General features: G+C 63.6%; 18 protein-coding genes. 5 read left to right on the top strand and 13 right to left on the bottom strand.

Translation table 11 applies throughout. The annotated features are described in order from the left end of the window. Positions 1–4 precede the first annotated feature (4 nt). Positions 5–991 carry a cytochrome c biogenesis CcdA family protein gene (locus ABIB14_RS09900; protein WP_354235706.1) on the top strand — a complete coding sequence of 329 codons (987 nt, stop codon included), beginning with the start codon at positions 5–7 and terminating at the stop codon, positions 989–991. 117 nt (positions 992–1,108) lie between these two features. On the opposite strand, the gene ABIB14_RS09895 is transcribed toward ABIB14_RS09900, so the two are convergent. The 4 genes from ABIB14_RS09895 to merA all read right to left on the bottom strand — a co-directional run bounded on the left by ABIB14_RS09895 (position 1,109) and on the right by merA (position 5,049). After that, on the bottom strand, positions 1,109–1,381 hold the full coding sequence (locus tag ABIB14_RS09895) for a hypothetical protein (RefSeq protein WP_354235705.1): 273 nt from the start codon (positions 1,379–1,381) through the stop codon (positions 1,109–1,111). Between the two features lie 44 nt (positions 1,382–1,425). After that, complete coding sequence (locus ABIB14_RS09890; RefSeq protein WP_354235704.1) at positions 1,426–2,775, bottom strand: dihydrolipoyl dehydrogenase family protein; 1,350 nt, start codon at positions 2,773–2,775, stop codon at positions 1,426–1,428. A 130-nt stretch (positions 2,776–2,905) separates the two neighbouring features. After that, positions 2,906–3,571: an organomercurial lyase MerB gene (gene merB, locus ABIB14_RS09885; protein ID WP_354235703.1), complete on the bottom strand. Its 666-nt coding sequence runs from the start codon at positions 3,569–3,571 to the stop codon at positions 2,906–2,908. A gap of 35 nt (positions 3,572–3,606) precedes the next feature. Further along, on the bottom strand, positions 3,607–5,049 hold the full coding sequence (gene merA, locus ABIB14_RS09880) for a mercury(II) reductase (RefSeq protein ID WP_354235702.1): 1,443 nt from the start codon (positions 5,047–5,049) through the stop codon (positions 3,607–3,609). Between the two features lie 282 nt (positions 5,050–5,331). On the opposite strand from merA, the gene ABIB14_RS09875 reads away from it, so the two are divergent. The 4 genes from ABIB14_RS09875 (at position 5,332) to ABIB14_RS09860 (ending at position 8,227) form a co-directional block, all read left to right on the top strand. Next, entirely contained in the window at positions 5,332–5,721 is a 390-nt protein-coding gene (locus tag ABIB14_RS09875) for a heavy metal-responsive transcriptional regulator (protein ID WP_354235757.1), read from the top strand. Between the two features lie 304 nt (positions 5,722–6,025). Continuing rightward, positions 6,026–6,607: a recombinase family protein gene (locus ABIB14_RS09870; RefSeq protein WP_354235701.1), complete on the top strand. Its 582-nt coding sequence runs from the start codon at positions 6,026–6,028 to the stop codon at positions 6,605–6,607. A gap of 313 nt (positions 6,608–6,920) precedes the next feature. Continuing rightward, the gene (locus tag ABIB14_RS09865) at positions 6,921–7,100 is read left to right on the top strand and encodes a LexA family protein (RefSeq protein ID WP_502909641.1); all 180 of its coding nucleotides are present in this window, start codon (positions 6,921–6,923) and stop codon (positions 7,098–7,100) included. 83 nt (positions 7,101–7,183) lie between these two features. Then, entirely contained in the window at positions 7,184–8,227 is a 1,044-nt protein-coding gene (locus tag ABIB14_RS09860) for a hypothetical protein (RefSeq protein WP_354235760.1), read from the top strand. Positions 8,228–8,415: 188 nt separating this feature from the next. On the opposite strand, the gene ABIB14_RS09855 is transcribed toward ABIB14_RS09860, so the two are convergent. From ABIB14_RS09855 to ABIB14_RS09815, 9 genes are all read right to left on the bottom strand, one after another. Next, complete coding sequence (locus tag ABIB14_RS09855) at positions 8,416–9,615, bottom strand: McrC family protein (RefSeq protein WP_354235700.1); 1,200 nt, start codon at positions 9,613–9,615, stop codon at positions 8,416–8,418. A 4-nt stretch (positions 9,616–9,619) separates the two neighbouring features. Then, positions 9,620–11,761 carry an AAA family ATPase gene (locus ABIB14_RS09850; RefSeq protein WP_354235699.1) on the bottom strand — a complete coding sequence of 714 codons (2,142 nt, stop codon included), beginning with the start codon at positions 11,759–11,761 and terminating at the stop codon, positions 9,620–9,622. 140 nt (positions 11,762–11,901) lie between these two features. Beyond that, the gene (locus ABIB14_RS09845; RefSeq protein WP_354235698.1) at positions 11,902–12,927 is read right to left on the bottom strand and encodes a serine/threonine-protein kinase; all 1,026 of its coding nucleotides are present in this window, start codon (positions 12,925–12,927) and stop codon (positions 11,902–11,904) included. Between the two features lie 4 nt (positions 12,928–12,931). After that, positions 12,932–13,384 (bottom strand): crossover junction endodeoxyribonuclease RuvC, encoded by a 453-nt coding sequence (locus ABIB14_RS09840; RefSeq protein WP_354235697.1) that lies wholly within the window; start codon positions 13,382–13,384, stop codon positions 12,932–12,934. A 41-nt stretch (positions 13,385–13,425) separates the two neighbouring features. Continuing rightward, positions 13,426–16,650 (bottom strand): type I restriction endonuclease subunit R, encoded by a 3,225-nt coding sequence (locus ABIB14_RS09835; RefSeq protein ID WP_354235696.1) that lies wholly within the window; start codon positions 16,648–16,650, stop codon positions 13,426–13,428. Next, the gene (locus ABIB14_RS09830; RefSeq protein WP_354235695.1) at positions 16,647–17,750 is read right to left on the bottom strand and encodes a PDDEXK nuclease domain-containing protein; all 1,104 of its coding nucleotides are present in this window, start codon (positions 17,748–17,750) and stop codon (positions 16,647–16,649) included. The genes ABIB14_RS09835 and ABIB14_RS09830 overlap by 4 nt, the downstream gene beginning before the upstream one ends. After that, positions 17,747–18,880, bottom strand: coding sequence for a restriction endonuclease subunit S (locus ABIB14_RS09825; RefSeq protein ID WP_354235694.1), 1,134 nt, complete (start codon positions 18,878–18,880; stop codon positions 17,747–17,749). The genes ABIB14_RS09830 and ABIB14_RS09825 overlap by 4 nt, the downstream gene beginning before the upstream one ends. Beyond that, positions 18,877–20,517: a class I SAM-dependent DNA methyltransferase gene (locus ABIB14_RS09820; RefSeq protein ID WP_354235693.1), complete on the bottom strand. Its 1,641-nt coding sequence runs from the start codon at positions 20,515–20,517 to the stop codon at positions 18,877–18,879. The genes ABIB14_RS09825 and ABIB14_RS09820 overlap by 4 nt, the downstream gene beginning before the upstream one ends. Further along, positions 20,517–22,604 (bottom strand): hypothetical protein, encoded by a 2,088-nt coding sequence (locus tag ABIB14_RS09815; RefSeq protein WP_354235692.1) that lies wholly within the window; start codon positions 22,602–22,604, stop codon positions 20,517–20,519. Before ABIB14_RS09815 ends, ABIB14_RS09820 begins: the two co-directional genes overlap by 1 nt. Positions 22,605–22,612 lie beyond the last annotated feature (8 nt).

The following is a 22,612-nucleotide window of genomic DNA, read 5'->3' as shown; positions in this document are numbered from 1 at the left end:
CCGCATGACAGGAACACTCGCCTTCGCTTTCGGTGCCGGCATGCTTTCGACCGTGAACCCGTGCGGATTTGCCATGCTTCCGGCTTTCCTTGCTTACTACATCGGTCGTGACGACACGGCCCCCGGCTCCGGAGGTCCGGGGCTGCTCCGCCGGGCACTCAGCGGCCTTGGCGCTGGGCTGCTGGTCAGCCTCGGATTCGCCGGGATCTTCACCGTGACGGGCCTGCTCGTTGCGTTTGGGCTGCGCAGCATCATCGGCGCCGTACCGTGGGTGGCCGTCTTGATCGGGGTCCTGCTCGCCGGGGTCGGTATCGCGATGCTCGCCGGCCGCCGCGTGGGTCTGAGCCTGAACTCGAACCGGATGAACCGCCCGGGGCGCGGGCCGGGCTCGATGGTTGCCTTCGGGGCCGCCTACGCCGTTGCCTCGCTCTCCTGCACGCTGGCGGTGCTGCTCGCGGTCATCGCCCAGGCCCTGGCGGCGAACAGCATCACTGCCCTGGTTTCGGTGTTTGTGGCCTACGCCGCCGGGGCGAGCATGGTCCTGATCCTGTTGGCGCTCTCCTCGGCACTGGCCAGCGGCGCCCTGGCCAAAGGACTGCACCGGGCATCGCGCTACCTGCCCCGTGTCGGCGGAGCCGTGCTCGTGCTTTCCGGGGCTTATCTTGTCGCGTACTGGGCGCCGGCGCTGGTCACCGGCCAGCCCAACCAGGGCATCGCCGGAGGGATGAACATCTTATCTTCGGCAGCGACCGGGTTCATCGGAGCCAATACCGCCGTCATCGCTGTTCTCGCCATCTCCCTCGCCGCGGCCGTGCTGCTGGCGGCCCTCTGGACGCGCCGGCGTACGGCCGGGCCGATGCGGAAGGAGCCTGAAGACGACTGCTGCGCACCCGCAACCGGACTGCACGCGGCCGACGCCACCCGCTCCGACACCGACGCCGAACTGAACCGCACGACCCCGCCCGTCTCACACGATGTCCCGCCGGCGTGAGGCCGGATTCAGCGGGCGCCGGGTCGTTGCGTTGATGAACAGGCCCCGGCCCCGGCGCCGTCGATGCACCGGCCAGCGCTCAGCTGCGCCCTGGGGTGCTTGAGATCGTTAGAGGGTTCATGGGCGGCGTCCGCGCAGCGCCCAGACCGCTTCGCAGGTAACCGCGACGGCGAGCCCGAACACCTGGTGGGCGGCAAAACCGCGTAGATGGGTCACCAGCGGGTAGGCGCCGTTGGGGGCGCTGAACCCGGCCAGAGGTGTCATGGTTTCATCCGCGATCAGCGACATCGCCGTCCCGGTGAGCAGGCCGGCGCCGACCACTCCCATGCCTGTCCTGCGGCGCAGCAGCACATACAGGGGTGACCAGCTCAGCGCGAGCCCGTAATGCATGATTCCCCCGGGACCACCGGCGTCCCGGGGCTGCGTGCGGCCGGCTAGATGTCGAGTTTGTCCAGGGCAGCCTGGTAGGCCTCGTTGTAGGTCGGGTATTGGGCGACCTGGTCCCGCAGGGTGTCGATGGGGATCTTTGCGCGGATGGCCAGGGAGGCCTGGTGGATCCATTCCCCGGCCATCGGAGCCACCGCCCAGGCCCCGATCAGGACCTTGCGGTCGGTATCGGCCAGCAGGCCCAGGTGCCCGCGGGGATCCCGTTCGTAGGTCCAGGGTCGGGTAATGGCTGCGGCGAGTTCGATCTCCGTCGCAGCTGTATTCAGGCCCTGCTGTCCGGCCTGGTCCCGGGTGAGGCCGGCGGCGGCGATTTCCGGGTCGGCGAACACGACACGGGGAATACCCTCGTAGAAGGCCTTCCGGGGTTTGCCCAGAATAGCGTCGGCCGCGATCCGGCCCTGGTATTTCGCGACGTGGGTGAAGGCCATGATGCCGGTGACGTCCCCGATCGCCCACACGTTGCCGGCGGCGCGGCAGTGTTCATCGACGTGTACCTGCCCGCGGTCACCCAGGACCACGCCTGCCTGCTCGAACCCCAGGTCCTGGGTGAGCGGGGTGCGGCCGGTGGCGAAGATGACGACGTCGCCCGCTACCTCGGTACCGTCGTCGAGGTCAAGGACGCTCTGCCCCCCTGCCCGCCGGCCCCGACGGGCGCTGACGCCGAGACGGATGTCGATCCCGGCTTCGGGCAGGTATTTGCCGGCCAATTCACCGGCCCGGGGTTCTTCACGTTCCAGGAGCCGGTCCCCGCGGTGAATCAGGGTGACTTTGACTCCGAAACGGGCCAGGAACGTGGCCGTCTCAATCCCGACGGCGCTCCCACCTACGACGACGGCGCGCTCCGGGAGGGTCGTGGCCGTGTAGGTTTCCCGGTTCGTCCAGGCCGTGATCTGATCCAGGCCCTGCAGGGCCGGGATGACCGGTTCGGAGCCGGTGGCGATGATGATGTGTTCCGCGCTCAGTTCCCGGTCTCCGGCCAGGATCCGTCCGGGGCCGATGATCCGGGCCTCCTCTTTGACCACCACCGCCCCGTGGCGTGCGTACCCGTCGATCTGGTCCTTGTCATCCAGATGCCGGATCATGTAGTCGCGGTAGTCGCTGGTTTCCGCCCAGTCCAGCTCCGCACCGGACACCCCGGCCGCGCGTTGGACTTCCGTCCGGGCCTCGGGTGGCCTGAGCACGGTTTTGGACGGCACACAGGCCCAGTACGCGCATTCCCCGCCGATGAGCTCGCGCTCGATGACCGCGACTTTCTTCCCGGCTTTCAGCAGACGGCCCGCGGCGACTTCCCCGCCGGGTCCCATGCCCAGCACTGCCACGTCAAAATGTTCGCTCATAACTCTCCCCTTGATCTCGGATGTTATTTCGGGTGCTGTTCCTCAAACCGTGGTTCGGGCCGCGGACGCCCCGGGGCCGGCATGCAGGCGTCCTGAGGTGTCCGTTCCGGGTCAGAGGCCGGCCGGGTCCTTAGCAGGCGCAGCGGTGTGCTCCCTTTCCGGGGGCGGCAGGCTGTGCGGGCAGGGTTTCATCGAGCAGGGCCCCGGCCATGGCCGTGCCGATCCGGTGGGCTTCGGCGACGGGAACGACGGAGCCGCCCGGGTGGGCGGCGAGCCAGGGCTGTGCCGCCTCGGGTGAGGCGAAGAAGTGGACCTGGTTGCAGAACGCCGACCGTACCGAACTCATGTCCTCGGGGTTGACCAGGGAGACCACGGCCGTGGCCGGCTCCACGCCGGCCGCGCCGGAGGCGCCGATTCTGAGCCGGACCGGGGTCCCGGTGGCGTGGCAGGTTGATTCGATCCGTGCGGTGGTGCCGAGCAGGGCCGGGAAGATCAGGGTGTCCAGGGCACACCAGGTGTAGAGCTGTTCGCCGCCGAGTTCCAGCCGGTGCGGGGTGGGGCGCAGAGTCAGGCCCTGCCCGATGATGCGTCCGTCTCCGTCGTACTCGGTGTCCGGGACCGCGGCCAGCGCGGCACTGATCTCCGGTACGGTGCGGCCGGTGACGGCGGCGAGGTCCGCGATGGCCACGGGATCGCCCAGCGAGAGCAGATGGAGCAGGGGCAGCCAGAGGGCGGGTTCGATGCCGGTGTCCGGTGAGGTCAGACGGTCGGTGAGGTCGATGAAGTTCGTGTTCATGGTGGGTCTTCTTCCGGTGTGGAGGGGGTAGGGGGTCAGGAGGCGCAGCAGGAGAGTTTGGAGATGTCCGTGGTGAAGGACTGGGCGGCGATCTTGATTCCTTCGGCCATGGTCAGGTACGGGCTCCACAGGTTTGCCACCTGCTCCACGGTCATCCCGGCTTCCAGGATGTAGACCCCGGCGGCGGCCAGGTCACCGGCGTCCTTGGCGACGGCGGTGATTCCCAGAATCCGTCCGGTGCCGGCGTCGGCGACGATCTTGATGAAGCCGCGGGTATCCCGGTTCACCAGGGCCCTGGGCACATACTCCAGAGGCAGGACCCGGCACTCGCACCGGATGCCGGCCTCGTTGGCTTCCTTGTCCGTCATCCCGACCGCGGCCAGGGCCGGGCTGGTAAAGGTGACCCGGGGCAGGTGCCGGTAGTCGACCTCACGGCCGGCCTGGTTGAAAGCGTTCTCCACCACCAGGGAACCATGGGAAGCAGCGACGTAGACGAATTCGCGGTGACCGGTCACGTCCCCGGCGGCCCAGATCCGTGCGTTGGAGCTGGCCAGATGGCTGTTGACCAGGATCTCGCCGCCGTCCCCGGTCTTGACGCCGACCGCGGCCAGGTTCAGGCCCTCGGTGACCGGCCGTCGGCCCGTGGCGACCAGCACCCTGGCGGCCCGGAATTCCTGCTGCCCGCCGGAGATGGCCGCGGTCGCCACGATCCCGCCGGTGGCCGGGTCCGTGCGCACCGAGGACACGGACGCCCGGCGGACGACACGGATACCCTCGCCGGCGAAGACACCCATGAGGGCGCGCGAGGCCTCGGGTTCCTCGGCCGAGGCCAGGCGGGAGCGGACCAGCATGGTCACCTTGGACCCGAGCCGGGCGAAGAGCTGGGCCTGTTCCAGGGCCACGTACCCGCCGCCGATGACCAGCAGGGAGTCGGGGATCTCCTCGAGTTCCATCGCCGTGGTCGAGGTCAGGTAGTCCGTGTCCTGCAGCCCCTCGATCGGGGGCGCCCACGGGGCGGAGCCGGTGGCCACCAGATAATGCGCGGCCCTCACGGATTCCCGGGCCCCGTCGCCTCCGGTGATTTCCAGGACAGGATCGTCCTGGGTGCCGGCGAACACGGCATTGCCCTGACGCAGCTCCCAGCCGTAGTCCGCGATCAGATCCACATATTTATCCGAACGCATCGTTTCCACCAGGGAACGCTTCCCGCCGATCAGCCCGGTCATGTCCACTTCCCCGGCTGAAGTGCTGATGCCGGGGAACCGGCCGGATGCGTCCAGGGCAACATGCCTGGCCTCTGCCGCCGCGAGGAGTGCCTTGGACGGCACGCAGCCGGTGTTCACGCAGGTCCCGCCGACGGTGGAACGCTCGACCATCAGGACGCGTTTACCCAGGCTGGTCGCCCGGATCGCGGCGGCGAACGCTCCGCCGCCTGAGCCGATGACGGCCAGATCAAAATCAGGTGTTGGTTCAGACATGAAATCCTCCAAAGTCGTACAGCAGCGCCGTCCCGCAATACCCGCAAACAGTGCCTCGTGTATGGGTTCGTCCCCAGTCTGCACCTTCCACCGTGGGGGAAGGTCAAGAGTCCCATGCCCCCCCGGTACAGGAAACCGTGGAGTCCTCACCGGACTCAAGACCACCCGGAAAAGGTCGGCGTTCCCTGTCCCAAGCCGGCACGCACGGTTTCCTGTATCCGTTCGTGACCTTCCACTAAACTGGAAGGTCAAGCGGGAGCTCCCCGGGACAAGAGGTGCATGATGCGTATTGGCGAAACGGCCGCAGCCGCCGGCATGACGGCCAAGACACTGCGGTTCTACGAGGACCGGGGCCTGCTCCCGGCCGCCGACAGGGCACCGAACGGATACCGCGACTACGCCCAGGAAACGGTCAGCAGGCTGGAATTCATCCGCCGCGGCCGCACCGCCGGACTGACCCTGGCCCAGATCGGAGACATCCTCTCCGTCCGGGACATCGGCGAGGCCCCCTGCATACACGTCCGCGACCTGCTGGCCAAACAGCTCCGCGACCTCGACGCCCGGATCGCAGAACTCACGGCGCTGCGGGCAACCGTCGCCGAATTCCATGACGCCGCAGCCGCCGGGGACCCCGCCGCCTGCGACCCCGAACGCATCTGCAGCTACCTCTAACCAGAACCCAGGCCAACGCAAGTTCTCGACTGAATTCCCCAGGCCCAAGGAGCGCACCCGCACCGGGGCGACCGCGGAGAGGAGCATCCCTCGGCCTTCTTGATAACGAAGGATTTCAAGAACAGGTTGATTCGAGAATGGTGGTGCCTGCCCCGCACTGCTGCACACCGGCGCCGTTCCGTGGGAAACCGTCCTTGCGACGGCAATCGCCGACCATGGACCGTTGTTCTCATAAATAGTTCTCGAAACTGTACAGTCGAGCATGAAGGCTGGATCGAGTTTTGAGAAAAGAGAACCGCCCCGCATGACTACTCACCGCATCGGATACGCCAGAGTCTCCACACGGGACCAGAACCTTGACCTCCAGCGCGATGCGCTGCGGGCTGCAGGATGCGACCGCATCTATGAGGACACCATCAGCGGAACCAAAGCCACGCGCCCCGGACTCGCCCAGGCACTGGACCAACTACGCAATGGTGACACCCTCATCGTATGGAAGCTGGACCGTCTCGGGCGGAGCGTGAAAGACCTGCTGGACTTCGCCGGCGGGTTAAGCGACAGCGGCATTGGTTTTATCAGCCTGACCGACGCGATCGACACCACGACCGCTTCCGGGCGCTTCTTCTTCAATGTGATGGCCTCCCTGGCCCAGATGGAGCGGGAGCTCATGGTCGAACGTACCCAAGCCGGCCTGCGGGCGGCGAGGGAACAAGGCAGGGTCGGTGGCCGCAAACGCGTCATGACGGACTCCAAAATCCGCTCCGCACGAAAGCTCCTCAGCGAGGGCACGCCGCCCACGGAAGTCGCCAAGAACCTCGGAGTCTCTGTACCTACCCTCTACCGCTGGGTCCCGGCAACAAGTACCGCCAAGGTTTCAACTCCGTAGCTGCTGCGGTTGGCGCACGGGACTTCTGAAGATTTGGATGACAGTGCACGGGACTTCTGACAACCCGATGTCAACAGTCCTCTGCACTCGCCCCGTACTTCCGCGGGATCCAGTGCAGGCGACTTCTGAAACTGACAGCACTGTTGTCTCACCGGACCGTCTCACATCCCAAGGGATACAAGACGTTGTGGCGACTGCGCAAATGGCCATCGAGACGGTCGCGAGTGCCGGTAGCGAGATCGCGTCCTGGCATCGGTTTGGCGGAGTAGCTCTGATCCTCAGCTGACTGCACACACCCGCGGGCGACAATGTCGTGGTCGCAATCGTGGACGGGGAGTTGACCATCGAGCGTCTCCGGCTCGAACATGGACGCGTCAGGCTGCGAGCCGAAAACCCTGACTATCCAGACATCGTCGTCCCCGAACTGGCCGAGCTGAGCATCTGGGTGTCGTCACCCGCTGCCTTCACCGGCACAATGAGACCCAATTGGTAGTCGCAACGCGGTTCACAGTCTGTCCTCGCCAGTATGGTTTGTACAGAAATTCCGTTCGAGCAGGAGAACCAGCGATGGGCTACATGGGTGACACCGACGCCGATGACGTCTCGGCTAAGGTGCTGGAGTGCAAGCTGAAGGGTTTGTCAGATTTCTTCGTCGAAGGGCAGACCCGCATGGTCCGGGCCTTTGCAGTGGATCCGCTGAGCGGCCGGGCGTTCTACCTCATGCTGCTCGGCGCATCCGGGCCTGACGACTTCACCTTTGTTGAAGTCGTGGACGGCCGCGCCCAAGACATGGAGGGCGCGTACGTGGACATTGACGAGTGGATGTCCGCGGCGCCTGGAACCAGCATCAATGATTTCATGGAGATTGTCGGCAGCGAGATGGACGACAATTTTTGGGACGCTGCTCTGGCAGCCTTTCTGGACCTCTACGCAACCATAAACGCCGCGATCTCAACAGCTCTGCATTATGAGGAGCTCAGCCAGGGCGAACATATGACCCAACTCTGCGACAAGGTCACCGTTGAAGAATCCTCGCCCGGCGAGGATGCCGCGGAAGCAACGTTCCAAGTCTTCACGGATGCCTGCGAACGTCGCCGGCCGTTTGCGGACACCATCCTTGTTGCATTCCCGGACTACAAGGACCTTTTCCCCGACATCGATTTCGGTTTCAATTGGCTCCCTCGTGTTTCTTTCGGGTACCGATTCGGACAGGAGACTGAGGTTGCCTACATTGCGAGCGGGGCCCCGCTACAGAACGACCTCTTTCTCAACGGTTTCTGGACAACAGAGGAAGGACTTGAGCAGGGCCTGCTTGAGACCTACAAGGATCCCTGGGACCGGCATGGTGCAAGAAACGCTGCCCGGGACCTGATCACCATCCAGTCGGCGGCAACGGAGTTTCTCAGAGTTGAATATGCCAATGCAACAAAGCTGCTGAATGACCATCGATCACGCCTCGCCTTTGAGGCATTTGCCGGTTATACCTGGGGGGAAGATGTAGCGGGCTTTGACCGCGCGTTGGATGACAAGTTGCGGGAGGCACTCAGTGACCCGATCCGACGGGTGGAGGACTTTCTTGCCATCTGCTGCGGTGGCAGCCGGAACTCCGTCAGGCCGTAACTACTGTCAGCCAACCAACTGGCAGCCCCTGCGACTGGCAATCATCCAGCCCCCGCGGAGGATGAGACAAACAGCCCGAAAATCGCCGAGGAAGCGTCTCATAACTAAAGTGCCTCATAACGTATAGGTTTGAAGACATTTGGGTGTCGCGTTTCGGGCACCTTGGGTTCTTGCGGTGATTGCAACACTTAGCGGATGGGTGTTGTCATGCCATGTTCGGCGATTTTTTCGGCCAACCGTGACATTTGTTCCAGGAGGGCGGGCGGGTGCTGGTTGAGGTCGACCGCGTGACAGTGGATAGACACTGTGCTTCCTAGGACTTCGTGGATCTGGGGTTCTTCCTCACCCTTGGCGTAGACGAGGTGCCCGGTGTCGAGGTCGAAGCGCACGCAGTAGGCCAACATCTGGTAGAAATCTGCATTGGGGTAGTTGGCGAATTTCGTGGCTTTGTATTTGGCGTCGATGACCGCCCGTGGAAGATCGCCGTCGTGCCACAGAAGGTCGGGTCGGAGGGCCACCTTTGAACCAACATCGAGATATGTCCCGGTCGCTTGGGACTGGGCTGTTCCTCCTCTGTGCTCCAGACTCTGGGCCAGGGTGGTGGTGACGAAGTCTTCAAAGATCCTCCACATGTCAAACAGGAATGCGGTGGTAGTGATCTCTCCGCGGTCTTGTTCGAGAGAGGAGTTTTTGAGGATGATCTCTGCAATGACGAGGGCCGACCTGTACCTGGAGTTGAGTCTCGTGAAATGGATGTGAGGCCGCTCGTGGCCGCTGGTCAGAGTGGTGACCCCGTCCAGTGACTGCGTCATTTTACGTAAGTCTGTCCTGATCTGATGTGGCAGCGTCGTCAGATTCAGCAGTCGGCGGGCTGCCGTCAGGAGCAGCCGGTTTTCGGCTATGTCGACGGTGAATTCGTCGAAGACCACTTGCGCAGGGAAGGCTAGGCCGCCGCGGCGGCCAATTTGGGCGGGGATGTTGAGGCGGCCGCGCACGATGGGCAGGGATTCTTCGTAGGATTCATAGCCTTGGAGGAGTCCCTGTCTCGTTGCTCGGGCGGCATGTTGGAGGAACATGGCAGCGATGGTGGTCACCAAATCGCTGTCAGGGTCGCTGCTGATGGTGATGTCCTCGTCACGCCAGAATTCACGGTCCAGAGAATAGCTCATCATGAAAAAGAGCCTGGCGACCGGCACTTTGGGGTGGATGACGATCTGGAAGTCAGCCACCTGGACTACTCCTACTTTGCGGATGTTGGCTATCGTCCAGTCGCCGCCGCCAGCCGGAGTGACGGTAGCGATGTCGAGCTGGTTGAGGGCCGTGGCGACATCGTGGGGAATGCTGTGGCGTTCGGGAATGCTGCTTTCACGCAGTTGTAGCCATCTCATCTTGCTAGCCAGCCGGTGAATCCACGGGGTCCGTCGGGGCCGGCGGAGGGGTCTTCAGCTGGTTACGGAGGGTCTGGAGACCGTAGACCTTTTCGATGTCAACTCGTTCGCCGTAGTGATGCTCGCTGAGGAGGGGCAGGATATCGTATTCCCAGATGTCCTCCAGCTGGCCCGGATGGAACTGGCAGTCATTGGGCATCAGGTAGCTCGGTCCGATCCTGAAGTCCGTGTTACTGATCTTGCCGTTGACCGCTGCCAGCAGGGCGGCCGGTTCGTTGTCCAGCCCGTGGCGGTCCAGCCACCGCGTGAGTACGGTTTTGGTGGGGTGTTTGTCCGGGTGGAGTTCGACGAATGAAAAACGCCGGCGCATAGCGGCGTCGAGCAATGCAATGGATCGGTCGCTGGTGTTCATCGTGCCGATGAGGAAGAGGTTGGCCGGCAGAACAAAAAAATCTTCGTCGTCCTTGCTGTACTGCAGTTTGATGGGCTGGTCGCGGTATTCCAGCAGGAAGTACAACTCGCCGAAGATCTTGGCCAGATTACCCCTGTTGATTTCGTCGATGACCAGGACATAGTTGAACTCTGGATTCTTGACGGCCTGGTCCACAATCCGGCGCAGCGGTCCGTCCTTGAGTTCGTATGAAAGTGACCCTGAAGCTGAGGTGACGGGACGGTACCCCTGGAAGAAGTCCTCGTACGAGTAGCTCGGATGGAACTGGACGATTTCCGTGTAGTTGTCATCGCCAGCGATTTGTTGTGCGAGTTTCATCGCTACAAAGGTCTTACCGGTCCCTGGTGGACCGTAGAGGATGATCTGTCCGCGGCGTTCAAGCAGATCTAGCTGCTTTTGCAGCCAGTCCTGATCGAAGAACAGCGAGTCGGCAAGTTGGGCGTCGACCGGACGAAAGCGGCGTCGTTGGCTGGACCCCACCTGGGCAGGATCTGCGGTCTCGACATCCGGCTGGGGGTCCAGGTCAGCGGCGACTTCGGGCTGCTGCTTCCACTCGTGGGCGAACGGTTCCTCGTAGAAATTCACTGAACGGCCGGTCTTCTGCTGAAGTTTCAGAATAATTGCCAGGAGGTCACGGTCGACGTCCGAGGAGCTTTCACCGATCTCACCGACAAACGCCGTCCGGATCGCGAGCTTATGCTTTTCGGAAACAATCGACGTGATGAGCTGCGGGTGGACGATGTAAGCCAGTGAGTTCCGTTGCGTGGGAAAACTATGGCCAGGCAAGCCGTTCACGAAATCTCGCCAGGCCCATGCGTCCCCCAGCAGCAACTCCTTGTCAGTCTCGGTTTTCTTGAGCCAGGCGTCCAGCAGTCGGATGATCAGCACGAGCGCAGGGTAGAGGTTGTTGTTCATGGCGAGTCCGGGATTGAAGCTGCCGGACTTGAATGCTTTGGCGACCTCCACGGGTATCTGGACAGGATGATCCATGTAACTAAGGAGGGTCTGGATGCGCTCTTTTTTGGCACGTTCGCCGATCGTTCCGGCGCTGATTGGAAGTAGCTGCCAACACACCAGCTCAGCCATCAGCAGGCGGGCGTCGTCGGATACCTCGGTCATCTGGACCTTAAGCTTGTCCACGAAGTTCCCCGTCTCGGGGTCGGGGGCATCAACGAAAACTGAGCGAAGCTCATCCACCGGGCCCTGTCCCCAGACTGCCCGGCCGGGGGCAAACACAGAATCACCATCCTGCAGTCCGCGTTCAACAAAGGGCAGCGCGGCCAGACGGATCGCTTCCTCGTCCTTGTCCACAGCGATGATGGTGGTGCTGAGCTGCTCCTGCTTTTGTTCGTTACTCAGGGCGCTCCACGCGTTGTAGCGGTTACGGGCCTCCGCCGCAAAGTCCGTCGCATCGGGATAGTCCTCCAGTGCCTTCCGGCCCTCAGGTGTGATCTTCCACTGGCCCGTGCCGCTCTTTTCGAGCCAACCGGCCTTGACCAGGTCCACGGTCGTCCACGTCATGTAGGCCTCAGCGCGTGAGAGGCCGCTCTTGACCAGTTCGGCCTCAGATTCATCCTGTGGGATCCGGGAGAAGACCTCTGGAAAGACGGATGTCTTCGGCAGGCCGTCAGGATGACCCGCAAGCAGTTCGATAACGAGGCGCAACCGACGTGCATTGCTTTCTACTGCGGACATTAGATCTCCTTTTTCTGCCCTACCAGCAGGCTAACCCGCTCTGCTGACAAAGGTGGTCAGTGGCCTTCCAACGACCTGAATTCCTTGACACACTTCAGTCTCACAAACGGATCGTTTTGCGAAGCTGCTTCTGCCGTGGGTTACACGCCATCCTGTGCAATCCGTTGAAGGACCCGGCCGGCATGCTTCAGGGCATCCTGGATATTTGAGGTCTTTATGCGGTCGCCGCGGACTTCGCGCAATGCCAGCTCGTTTTTTCCGCGTCTAACGGTGAAACTGAACTCGGTGTGAACGCCTTCAATGGCTGCATCCCAGTGGGTTTGATTGGGGCCTCGTCCTATCCAACGGTCGGGCACGCCAGGGTGCTCCGCCCAAGACACAACTGGCCGGGCCTTTTCCAGCGTGTTCCTTAGGAGCGTCGCCGTCCCCGGTCGTCTTCTTGGATCAACGTTCATGGCCGAGATGATCGCCTTCCGTAGGCGCAGATGAACGTATGGTTGCCAGAGCTTCCGATTCGGGAATGTGCCCATCTGAGTCGCTTGACCTATGTTCCCGTCTCCAGGGATCGAACTGTGCATCATTTCATCGCCATTTAGCAGTCTGTAGGCCGTGCCACCTAAGGCATAGATGTCGCCTGCGACAGTGTCGATGAACGAGCCACTCGTCCAGGCCTCCGGCGGGAGTAGCTTCAGGTAGCCCATGTTGGGAAGAGTTTCCGGGTCGTTGGCCATCCCTGAAAGGCCGAAGTCGCTGACCTTTACGCGCCCGAATGCGTCGAAGAGAAGATTGGCAGGTTTGATGTCTCTGTGAAGCAACCCCTGTGTGTGGAGATGTTGTACTCCGCGGCAGGCGTCCTCGACTATTTGAATGGCAGTCTGGACCGGAACCGCAGCCCCGGAGTACCTGGATTCCACGCTGCCATCAGGCAGGTATTCCATTCTGATCACTGACTGGCCCTTGACGACGTCGGCTGCAAAGACGTCCACTACGTGCTCGTTCTTAGCCAGCAGCATGGCTTTTGCTTCTTTATGGTCGTAAACACCTCCGGACAGAGCATCAGCGCGTATGTACTTCACCGCACAAAGCCGATCCAGACTCAGGTCCCTCTCGAGTTCAACAACACCGAAATGGCCGCGCCCTAAGGTCCTGATTCGCTGATACGCCACGGGCTCACGCGTCCATGGTCGCTATAGCTGCAACGACCGGCGTTAGGCGACTTTTGGGAATACCCCCCGCGACGGCGAGTTCGGCGACGTAGGCCAACATCTGTTCCTTCGCACCCACCTTGAACCGTGCTCGCAATGTTGCCCACTTGAAGGTGTGTATCGGTGTTCTCGACTGAGCGGCCGCGGCGAGTACGATGCCATCGACTTGGGCCCGTTCCAGCGTCGAAGCTTTCATGCTCTGACCGGCCTCAGCCTCGCTGAGGTGAATCACGTCCGGAGCGTGCGTCGCAATCATCTCGCTGATTTCCTTGTAAACCCACAGGAGCTGCTCTGACCGGACGTCCGAGGGCGGCCCCGAGCTTCCGGCCCCCAAAAGGTTGGCCGAGGCGCGTGTTGAACCGGACGCTACCGCCCAAATGATTCGGTTTTTTTCGCATTGAATGCCCAGTACGTTCAATTTTCCCCCAAGGTAAGTCGTGGCAGGGTGCCAGTGTTGAGCTAAAGCCGGGCCTCTGCAAACCGCGGCGCCATCGATTCCATTTGTTCCATGACCAGCTTGATTGCCTCGGGCTGCTTGTCCGGTGGGTACCCGTTGATCACCAGAAGCCGTTTGATCGACGCGCGAAGTTTCGCCCGGACGTCGTCCCGAACCGTCCAGTCGGTGCGCACATCGCGCTGCATGACGCCGACGAGCTGCCGAGCGATCTCGGCCAGCTTCCCTTCTCCCTGGACCTCCACCGCGGACTCGTTCTGGGCCACCGCGTCGTAAAACGCCAGCTCATCGGAGTTCAGTGGGGGAGTGAACTGGGCACCGCGCTGCCCCTCGGCCGCCACTTCGCGGGCCAGCTCCACCAGCTCCGCTATCACTTCCGCGGACGTGAGCTGCTGGTTCGTGTATTTCTTCATCAGCTCGCTGATCCGCTCGGAAAAAGCCCGCTGGCGGATCACGTTATTCCGTGTCGTCTTGGCGGACTCGTCAGCGATTAGCTTCCGCAGCGCCTCGATGGCCAGCTGCGGATTTCGCGCCTGCTGGGTCGTGGCGATGAATTCCGGCGTCAGGTCATCCAGCGACGGCTTGGGCATGCCCGCCGCCTCGTAGATATCCAACACGTCACCGGACGAAGTTGCGGAGGCAATCAGCTCTCCCAGCAAACGCTGGATTTCCTCCGGCACCGGCTCGCCGCTGGCCTGCCGGTCGGCCGCGTCGTACTTTGCCATCCAAACGCGGATCTCCTCGTACACCTGGATCTCGGGCCGCAGCTCGGCCAGCGTTTCGGACCCTGAGCAAAGGGCCCAGGCCCGGGACAGCTGGCTGGAGAACCTGCGGTACTTCGCGGCCAGGGTCTCTTCGCCGTCGGCGGGCTGGCTCCCGGGCGTGCCGGGGCTCCGCAGGTAACTGACTGCACCGGTGACGGCGTTCAGGAATGCTTTGGGTCCGCCCTTCATCAGCACGGCCTTCCAGTCGTACCCGGTCAGCAGCTCCCGCAGGGAGTCCACCAGCGAAAGCGTCACACCGACGGCCTCGTCGATGTTCCTCCCCACCGGCTTGTTCGTCCGGTCGGACTGGGTGTACTCGCCCAGCGCCTTGGCAAGGTTCTCCGCCAGCGGCGCGTACGCCACCAGCAACCCGTCCTCCTTGCCGCGGAACGTGCGGTTCACCCGGGCCAGGGTCTGCATCAGCAGCGCCCCCTTGAGCGGCCGGTCCAGGTACAGGGTGTGCAGGGGAGGGGAGTCGTAGCCGGTGAGCATCATGTCTTTGACGATCACAAGCTCCAGCTCGTCGTCCACGTCTTTGAGCCGTTCCTTTACCGTGGCGTTCAAGGAATCCCGGCGCACATGGTCGGAAACCGGGGGCACGTCCGATGCGGTGCCGGAGTAGACCACCTTGATCTTGCCCTTGCCCATGTCATCGGAATGCCACTCGGGCCGCAGCTGAACAATGGCCGCGTACAGCTTCGCGCAGATTTCCCGCGTCCCGCCGACAATCATGGCCTTGCCCGGCGCCTCGATGAACTTGCCCATCCGCGCGCGGCGGTTCTCCCAGTGCGCCACCAGGTCCGCGGCCAGCGCCGCGATCCGCTGCGGCGCACCGTAGACGGCGTTGACGACGGCAACGCTCGCCTCGATGCGCGCCCGCTCCGTGTCGTCCAGGCCCAGCGTGGCCTCGTCGGCGGCCTTGTCCAGGATCTCCTCCGTGATAGCCGAGGCCAGCCCCACCTTGATCAGCCGCGGCTCGAAGTACACCGGGACCGTGGCGCCGTCCTCCACCGCCCGGGAGAGGTCGTAGACGTCAATGTACTCACCGAACACGTCCTGGGTGTTGCGGTCATCGAAGGAAATCGGCGTGCCGGTGAACGCGATCAGCGTCGCGTGCGGCAGCGCATCGCGGAGGTGCCTTGCGTAGCCGTCGAGATCGTCGTAGTGGGAACGGTGCGCCTCGTCCACCACCACGATGATATTGCGGCGGTCCGAGAGAAGCGGATGCTCGGCGCCGGCGTCCTTCTCGGACTTGCTGCGGCCGAACTTCTGCAAGGTGGTGAAGTAGATGCCGCCGGTTGTCCGGTTGCTCAATTCTTCCCGGAGTTCGGAGCGCTTCTTGATCTGCTTGGGTGACTCGGCCAGCAGCAGGCTGCGGTCAAAGCCCTCGAACAGCTGGCCGTCGAGTTCGTTGCGGTCCGTGATGACAACGATGGTCGGGTTCTTGAGCTGGGGGCTGCGGGCCACGAGGTTGGCGTAGAGCTCCATTTCCATGGACTTGCCCGAGCCCTGCGTGTGCCAGACGACGCCGGCCTTACCGTTACTGTGTACCGCATCGATGGTGCTGCCCACGGCCTTGGTCACCGCGAAATACTGGTGCGGCTTGGCGATGCGCTTGGTGAGACCGTCGGCGCCGCCGTCGAACGCGGTGAAACTGTGTGTCAACTGCAGGAAGCGCAACTGGTTGTACAGGCCATGGAGCGCGGTCTCCAAGGCGGTCACGGCCTCGCCGTCCACCATGTACCCGGGCGCGACGGGCAGGCCGTCGTCGTCCACGTTCCACGGCGAGAAGTGGTTCAGGGGAGTGAACGGCGTCCCGTACTTGGCCTGGATCCCGTCTGAGGCGAGTGTGAAAACGCAGAAGCGGAACGCCATCGGGAACTCGCGCAGGTAGGTCTGCAGCTGAGCGTGCGCGGCGGCGACGTCGGCGTGCGAGCTGCCGGCCTTCTTGAGCTCGATGATGCTCACCGGCATGCCGTTGCAGTAGAGCACGAGGTCGAAGCGGCGTTTGTAGTCGCCCTGCACCACTGTGACCTGGTTGACGGCGAGCCAGTCGTTCTGGTCCGGGTCCGTGCTGAGCAGCCGGATGGTCGGGTTCGTCTCGTTTCCGTCGGAGTCGATGTAGCTGAGCCGGTAGCCGTCCACCAGGTAGCTGTGGATGCGGTGGTTCTCGGTGATGGCGTCGTTGGACTTGGGCGAGGCGATCTCGGCGAGGGCCTGCTGCAGGTACTGGACGGGAACAGCCGGGTTGAAACGCTGCAGCGCGGCCAGGAGCCGGGGCCGGATCAGCAGCTCATCCCAGGAGTCCCGCTCGCCCGTGCCGGGGGCGATCTCCTGCCCGGCTGCGGGACGCCAGCCGAGCGGCTCGGCCAGGAGCTCCAGGGCCATGCCCTCCCAGTCGGCTTCGGAAAAGGCTACTGCGGGTGCTGCTGTCACGGTGGTTCCCCCTGGTTGACCGGATGTCATTCTGAAATTTCGTGTGAAAGTTCGGCTTCGAGTTCGCTGATGCTGGGCAGGCTGGAGGCGAACTCCTCGGGGAGTGACTCGACGATCTCGGCCTTCCACTCCGAGACGCCGATGGGCATCGACGTGGTGCGCAGCGCGTACTCGGCCACCAGGTTGTTTTTGGACTTGCAAAGCAGTAGTCCGATGGTCGGTTTGTCATCGGCATGGGCCAGCAGATCGTCTACGGCGGCCATGTACATGCCCAGTTGGCTGAGGAAGCCCGGTTCGAATTTGACGGCTTTCAGCTCGATGACCAGGTAGCAGCGGAGTTTGAGGTGGTAGAAGAGCAGGTCCGCAAAGAACTCGTCCCCGTTGATCTCCAGCCGGACCTGCTCGCCGACAAAGGCGAAGCCCTGGCCCAGCTCCAGCAGGAACTTCTCGATGTGCTGGACCAGCTGCGTTTCGAGCTCGCGTTCGTTGCGCTTCTCTGTCAGGGACAGGAAGTCGAAGACGTACGGATCCTTGAAGGACTGCTGGGCAAGGTCGGAGTCCGACGGCGGCAGGGTCGCCGAAAAGTTGGTGATCGCCTTGCCGCTGCGTTCGTGGAGTTTCGTCTCGATGTGGTGGACCAATACCGCCCGCGACCAGCCGTTCTCGACGGCGGCCGCGGCGTACCAACGGCGGGATTCGATGTCCCTTAGCTTGTCCAGGAGGATCACGTTGTGGCCCCACGGCAATGTTGCAACAGCCTGTTGCAACATTGGGAAGTCCGGCCAGGACTGGGCGAAGCTCTTCATGTAGCGCAGGTTCCGGGGTGAGAATCCGGTGGCGGCCGGGAAAGCGGACCGGACGTCGGCCGCCAGCCGGGTGACGACCTTGGATCCCCAGCCTTGTTCGGTTTCGCGCTCGGCGAGCTCCCGCCCAATCGCCCAGTAGGAAGCCAGCAGCTCCTGGTTTGCTGCGGTGATGGCTTTCGAGCGGCCCGTGTCGACCTGCCGGGTAACGGAGGCGAGCAGTTCGGGGTACCACTCCGGCATGGAGCTGCGCGCCGGAGTGCCGGGAAATGACGCAGCGGCGTGTTTCCGTGTTCCCGGTTCGATGGCACCCTGGTCCGGATTCATACGCCGGCTTCCTCCAGAAACTTATTTGCTTCTTTGACTCGAAGCTTGCCGGACATCAGCTGGGGGAGGAGGGTGTCGCGGGTGGCCGCCAGCATCGAGTTTTCCAACAGCGCGTGCGCGGCTGCGGCGTGAAGAGGTTCCGCCAAACCGGCAAATTCCTTCATCACCTGTGCCTCGGCAAGCCGGACTTTAAATTTCTTGAAGTTGCCGCGGCTCAATTCAAGAAAGGTTGCCCCGTTTGCCAAGGAAATAAACTCGCCAACACGACTCCGCATTTCATGAAAGAGCCAAAAACGCAGATCAGGGTCTTGAGGCTGAACAACGATGAACCCCTGATTGACGGCCATCGGTTCCCGCGCCAGAGCGAACGCCCCAATGGTTGCTCTCGAGGTCATGAGAATTGCGCCTGATGGATAGAGTTCGGAGGCGCAGGCCTGTAGGCCGGCCTCCGAAATTCGACGTGAGGTAGCGGACAAGTAGGGTCCCTGAAGCCCCGTCACATCGGTTGGGGTCGCCCACAACACATTTCCGTTCCAGAATTCGAGGACCGAGGTACTCGGAGTCCCGCCACCGCTTACCTTTGCAACGTCGCCAAACGATTGTTCGGCAAATGGGAGGTTCCTAGCTCGCTGGTGGAACTCGGCTGACGCAAGTTTGTCTGCGGTTTCTGCGAGTGTGATGTTGGCAGCGATCTTGTCGTCGAGCGCCGCCAGCACCTCCGCAATCGCCTGCTGTTCGTCTAGTGGGGGCACAAGCACAGGAACCTGCGCGATGTAGTTTCGGTTCAACATAGGCTGCACCGAGCCGGAATCATATCCGGCGAGGTCGGTGTTCTCAAAGAAGTGAAAGACCCATCGGGGCAGGTTTCCCATGAAGTCTGTTACGAACATTGTGGTGTTGTGGGGCCAGAAATCCCCATCTGACCACTTGGGCTGGCCAAGGTTCGTCGCTCGCCCTATGGTGACGCCAGGTCCTTTGATCGGACCTTCGTCGTGGAAGCCGCCTGTTTCGCCGGACGTAAGCACCGGAAAGGCGCCGTGCTGTCGTGCATGATGCGGTAGGTCGAACCCTCGCTGTAGCGAAACAACTTCAGAGAGCGGCTTCATTTGCCACCCCAATGGTGTGGTCATGAAACCCTCCCCAGCTGCTCGCGCACGACCTGTGCCAGCTGCTCGGATTCCTCGAACTGCTCGAACAGTTCCTTGGACAACCTGGCGATTTTCTCCTCGATCGGCTCGCCGTCGTCGTCCACGTCGGCCGCCCCGACGTACCGGCCGGGCGTCAGCGCGTAGTCAGCAGCCTTGACCTCGGCCAGGCTGGCCGAGTAGCAGAAGCCGGGTTCGTCGTCGTACGTCAGACCTGCCTCAACCGCAGAGGAAGTGCCGCGCCAGGCGTGGTAGGTCCCGGCGATCTTGGCGATGTCCTCATCAGACAAAGCGCGCTCGGCGCGGTCCACCATGTAGCCCAGGTTCCGGGCGTCGATGAACAGCACCTGGCCGGTCCGGTCTATGGACCCGCGGGAACCGGCTGTCTTGTCCTTGGCGAAGAACCACGTGCACACAGGGATGCCGGTGCTGCGGAAGAGCTGGGTGGGCAGCGCAACCATGCAGGAGACGAGGTCGGCCTCCACGAGCTGGGCGCGGATCTCGCCCTCGCCGCCGGAGTTGGAGGACATGGAGCCGTTCGCCATGACCACGCCGGCGCTGCCGCCGGGGGCCAGCTTGGAGATGATGTGCTGGATCCAGGCGTAGTTGGCGTTCCCGGCCGGCGGGATGCCGTACTTCCAGCGGGGGTCGGACTCGGATCGGGCCCAGTCTTTGATGTTGAAGGGCGGGTTGGCCATGATGAAGTCCGCGCCGTTATTGCCCGTGAGCTCCGGGTGCTGGTCGCGGGCGAAGGTGTCGCCCCAGCGGGAGGCGAGGTTGGCGTTGAGGCCGTGGATGGCGAGGTTCATCTTAGCCATCCGCCAGGTGCGCTCGTTGAGCTCCTGGCCGTAGACCGAGATGTCCGAGCCCTCCTCGCTGTGGGCCTCGAGGAACTTCTCGGTCTGGACGAACATGCCGCCGGAGCCGCAGCAGGGGTCGTAAACGCGCCCGCGGTTGGGTTCCAGGACCTCCACGAGCACGCGGACGACGCCGGCGGGGGTGTAGAACTCGCCGCCGCGCTTGCCCTCAGCTCGGGCGAACTTCTCCAGGAAGTATTCGTAGACCTCACCGAGCAGGTCACGGGCCTTGCTGACGCCCTGGCCGGTGAAGCGGGCCGAGTTCAGCAGGTCCAGCAGCTCGCCGAGGCGGCGCTGGTCCACGTTGTCCCGGTTGAAGATGCGGGGGAGCGTGGCGGCCAGGCTCGGGTTGGCGGCCATGATGAGCTCCATGGCTTCGTCGATGAGTTCGCCGATGCTCTTCGGGGCTTCGCCGGCTTCCGCGGCGAGGCCCTTACCGTTTTCCGCGAGGTAGTCCCAGCGGGCGCGGGCCGAGACCCAGAAGACGCCGCGGCCGGTGTACTCGTCGGCGTCGTCGATCAGCTGGGCGATCTGGTCCTCGTTGAGGCCGTCGGCCTCCAGTTCCGTGACGATCTGGGCGCGGCGCTCCTCGAAGGCGTCCGAGACGTACTTCAGGAACACCAGGCCAAGGATGACGTCCTTGTACTGGGAGGCGTCCATGGAGCCGCGGAGCTTGTCCGCGGCCTTCCACAGCGTGTCCTTGAGTTCCTTCATGGTGGACGGGACTGTGTCTGCCTTGAGGGCAGACTTCGTCTTCGGGGGCATTAGCGGGTTCCTTCGGTTGGTGAGGCGGCGGGCATACTGCTGGGTTCCATCAGGGTGAGGCTTCCGCCCGCTACGCCGTCCAGAATCAGATTAGCGAGTTCTTCGAGGTGGTTGAGGCGTTCGCGGGTTGCCTGGCGTTCGTGTTGCAGGTGTGCCAGTGCGGCGGCCAGCGGATGGCGCTGGGCATCCGGTGTGCGGCGCAAGCGCCACTGGCGCCAGTTCTTGTCGCGGCCGGGCAGCGCGTTGATGTCCGCGGCGACGACGTCGGCAAGCAGGCCGCCGGGGTCCCCGGCGTCGATCCGCAGGACCCGGGCGGGGAAAACGACGATGGAGCCGCCGTCGGCGTCGACCATCGCGGCGGGGCGGGGGCTGGTGCAGAAGACGACGTCGCCGGGCCGGGTGAGGCGGCCGGAGGGGTACTTGGCTGCGAAGTCCAGCAGGCTGATGTGCCGGGGCGTTGCGGTGTGCGGGTGGAGCAGTTCGGCGGGGCCGATGACGGGGGTCCCGGTCCTTGACGTCAGATCGGTGTCATGGAGCCGGTTCCCTTTGATGTAGCTGAGGGTGCCGGCCGTGATCAGTTCCTGGACGGAGGCAGGTTGCGCCTTCGTGCTCGGATCTCGCGGGCCTACGACAACATCCCCGGGTGGTTCTTGGCTGCCGTTACGGAGCAGGCGCAGGAGTTCCTCCACGCGCAGGGCTGCCTCCGCGGCGCTGGAACTCCGGACCGGACCACGGGATTGAATGGACACTAGGGAACCCCTGCTGGCGAGCAGTGCGCTGGTTTGCACCAGGCGGGCGAAGCGGAAGGAGTGCGCGCGCACCGTGGCGCGGTTTCCCATGGACGCGGCGATGTCGCCGACCAGGTCCTGCGTGACGTCTTCTGTGTGGTCCTGGGTGCTGAGGTCCGCCACCATGGTCCAGCGTTCGGCGATGGGAACCTCGGCGAAAGACGGTCCCAGCACCCAGAGTGCCTGGGCTTCGCGGGGCTTGGAGCGCAGCAGGCCCTGGGGCAGCCGGACGATGGCGCGTACCCGGCCGGTCCGCAGCAGCCCGGAACGCAGGTCCGCGGCCCCGCCGGCCAGCGGCGCATCGCAGAGAACCCGCGCCGGGGCGATGATGATTGCCCGCTGCTGGTCGTCCATCTGCAGGGCAAGGTGTTCCACAGCTGAGAGGATCTGCGTCGCGTCCCTGACCGGTGCGCCGGGGGACGGATACTGTGCCACATGGACCACGGGTCCTTGGACGGCGAACTCGCCGCTGGGGTTGACCCGGATCTGTCCGCCGTCCACGCCGTGGACGCGCAGGCGGCGACGAACCAGGCGGCCTGCGCCGCCGCCGTCGTCGGATGTCAGAAAGGTGAAGGAAGCACTCTCACCGGAAGCGCGCACGACGCCCATCAGAAGGTCGCTGCCGCCGCGGGTGGAATCAGCAAACACGGAGTTCTCACTCAGCGTCGCGGCCAGCTCGACGGCAGCCCCGGCAATCAGGCCCACGGCGGATTCAGCGAGGGCGGTATCCGAATGCTCCCGGAGCCCTGCCCGGAAGCGTGCAGCCAGTAGTTGTTCGAAGGCGGCGGCTGCGTTGTAGGCACTGTCCACCAACCGGTCCGCGAATGCTGCCGTGGAAGCAAGCGCCGGTCCCAGGACCTCCAGCTCCGAATACAGGGACAGATCATCGGGATCGCACTCGTCTGCAATGTCCAGCAGTTCGTCCGGGCTCAGTGACCCAAGCGTCTTGCCGGTCATTGCCTTGAGGGTCAATAGAGCCGTGAGAGCGTCGAACGTGTTTCCTTGGCCGCCACCGCCACCGCCACCGCCACCGGTACCGGCAGCGGGGCCGGGCATCCGGGCGAAGGCGGCGACATCGTTGACGGCCTCCGGGTTATTGCCCCGGCCAGTGACGGTCAGCCAGGCGGCGATGTGGTCGGCGTCGAAGAGTTCCCGCCCGCCGTCGAGCGCTGCAGGCTCCGGAAATGGGTGGGCAGACCCGGCGCTGCGTTTGCGCCACATGGAAACGACCGGGCGCTGGACCTGCGCGAGGGCGGCAACGTCCGAAAGGGTCATGCGCAGGGCTTCTGCTTCGTTCACTTTGCGCC

It is taken from the genome of Arthrobacter sp. UYEF3 (genome assembly GCF_040546245.1).
In the GTDB taxonomy this organism is placed as follows: domain Bacteria; phylum Actinomycetota; class Actinomycetes; order Actinomycetales; family Micrococcaceae; genus Arthrobacter.
This window is presented reverse-complemented; position numbering and strand designations above follow the sequence as displayed.

Excerpts from the sequence above, each read along its gene's own strand:
- ABIB14_RS09900 (WP_354235706.1), top strand. The coding sequence starts at position 5 with ATGACAGGAACACTCGCCTTCGCTTTCGGTGCCGGCATGCTTTCGACC.
- ABIB14_RS09895 (WP_354235705.1), bottom strand. The coding sequence starts at position 1,381 with ATGCATTACGGGCTCGCGCTGAGCTGGTCACCCCTGTATGTGCTGCTG.
- ABIB14_RS09890 (WP_354235704.1), bottom strand. The coding sequence starts at position 2,775 with ATGAGCGAACATTTTGACGTGGCAGTGCTGGGCATGGGACCCGGCGGG.
- merB (WP_354235703.1), bottom strand. The coding sequence starts at position 3,571 with ATGAACACGAACTTCATCGACCTCACCGACCGTCTGACCTCACCGGAC.
- merA (WP_354235702.1), bottom strand. The coding sequence starts at position 5,049 with ATGTCTGAACCAACACCTGATTTTGATCTGGCCGTCATCGGCTCAGGC.
- ABIB14_RS09875 (WP_354235757.1), top strand. The coding sequence starts at position 5,332 with ATGCGTATTGGCGAAACGGCCGCAGCCGCCGGCATGACGGCCAAGACA.
- ABIB14_RS09870 (WP_354235701.1), top strand. The coding sequence starts at position 6,026 with ATGACTACTCACCGCATCGGATACGCCAGAGTCTCCACACGGGACCAG.
- ABIB14_RS09860 (WP_354235760.1), top strand. The coding sequence starts at position 7,184 with ATGGGTGACACCGACGCCGATGACGTCTCGGCTAAGGTGCTGGAGTGC.
- ABIB14_RS09855 (WP_354235700.1), bottom strand. The coding sequence starts at position 9,615 with ATGAGATGGCTACAACTGCGTGAAAGCAGCATTCCCGAACGCCACAGC.
- ABIB14_RS09850 (WP_354235699.1), bottom strand. The coding sequence starts at position 11,761 with ATGTCCGCAGTAGAAAGCAATGCACGTCGGTTGCGCCTCGTTATCGAA.
- ABIB14_RS09835 (WP_354235696.1), bottom strand. The coding sequence starts at position 16,650 with ATGACATCCGGTCAACCAGGGGGAACCACCGTGACAGCAGCACCCGCA.
- ABIB14_RS09830 (WP_354235695.1), bottom strand. The coding sequence starts at position 17,750 with ATGAATCCGGACCAGGGTGCCATCGAACCGGGAACACGGAAACACGCC.
- ABIB14_RS09825 (WP_354235694.1), bottom strand. The coding sequence starts at position 18,880 with ATGACCACACCATTGGGGTGGCAAATGAAGCCGCTCTCTGAAGTTGTT.
- ABIB14_RS09820 (WP_354235693.1), bottom strand. The coding sequence starts at position 20,517 with ATGCCCCCGAAGACGAAGTCTGCCCTCAAGGCAGACACAGTCCCGTCC.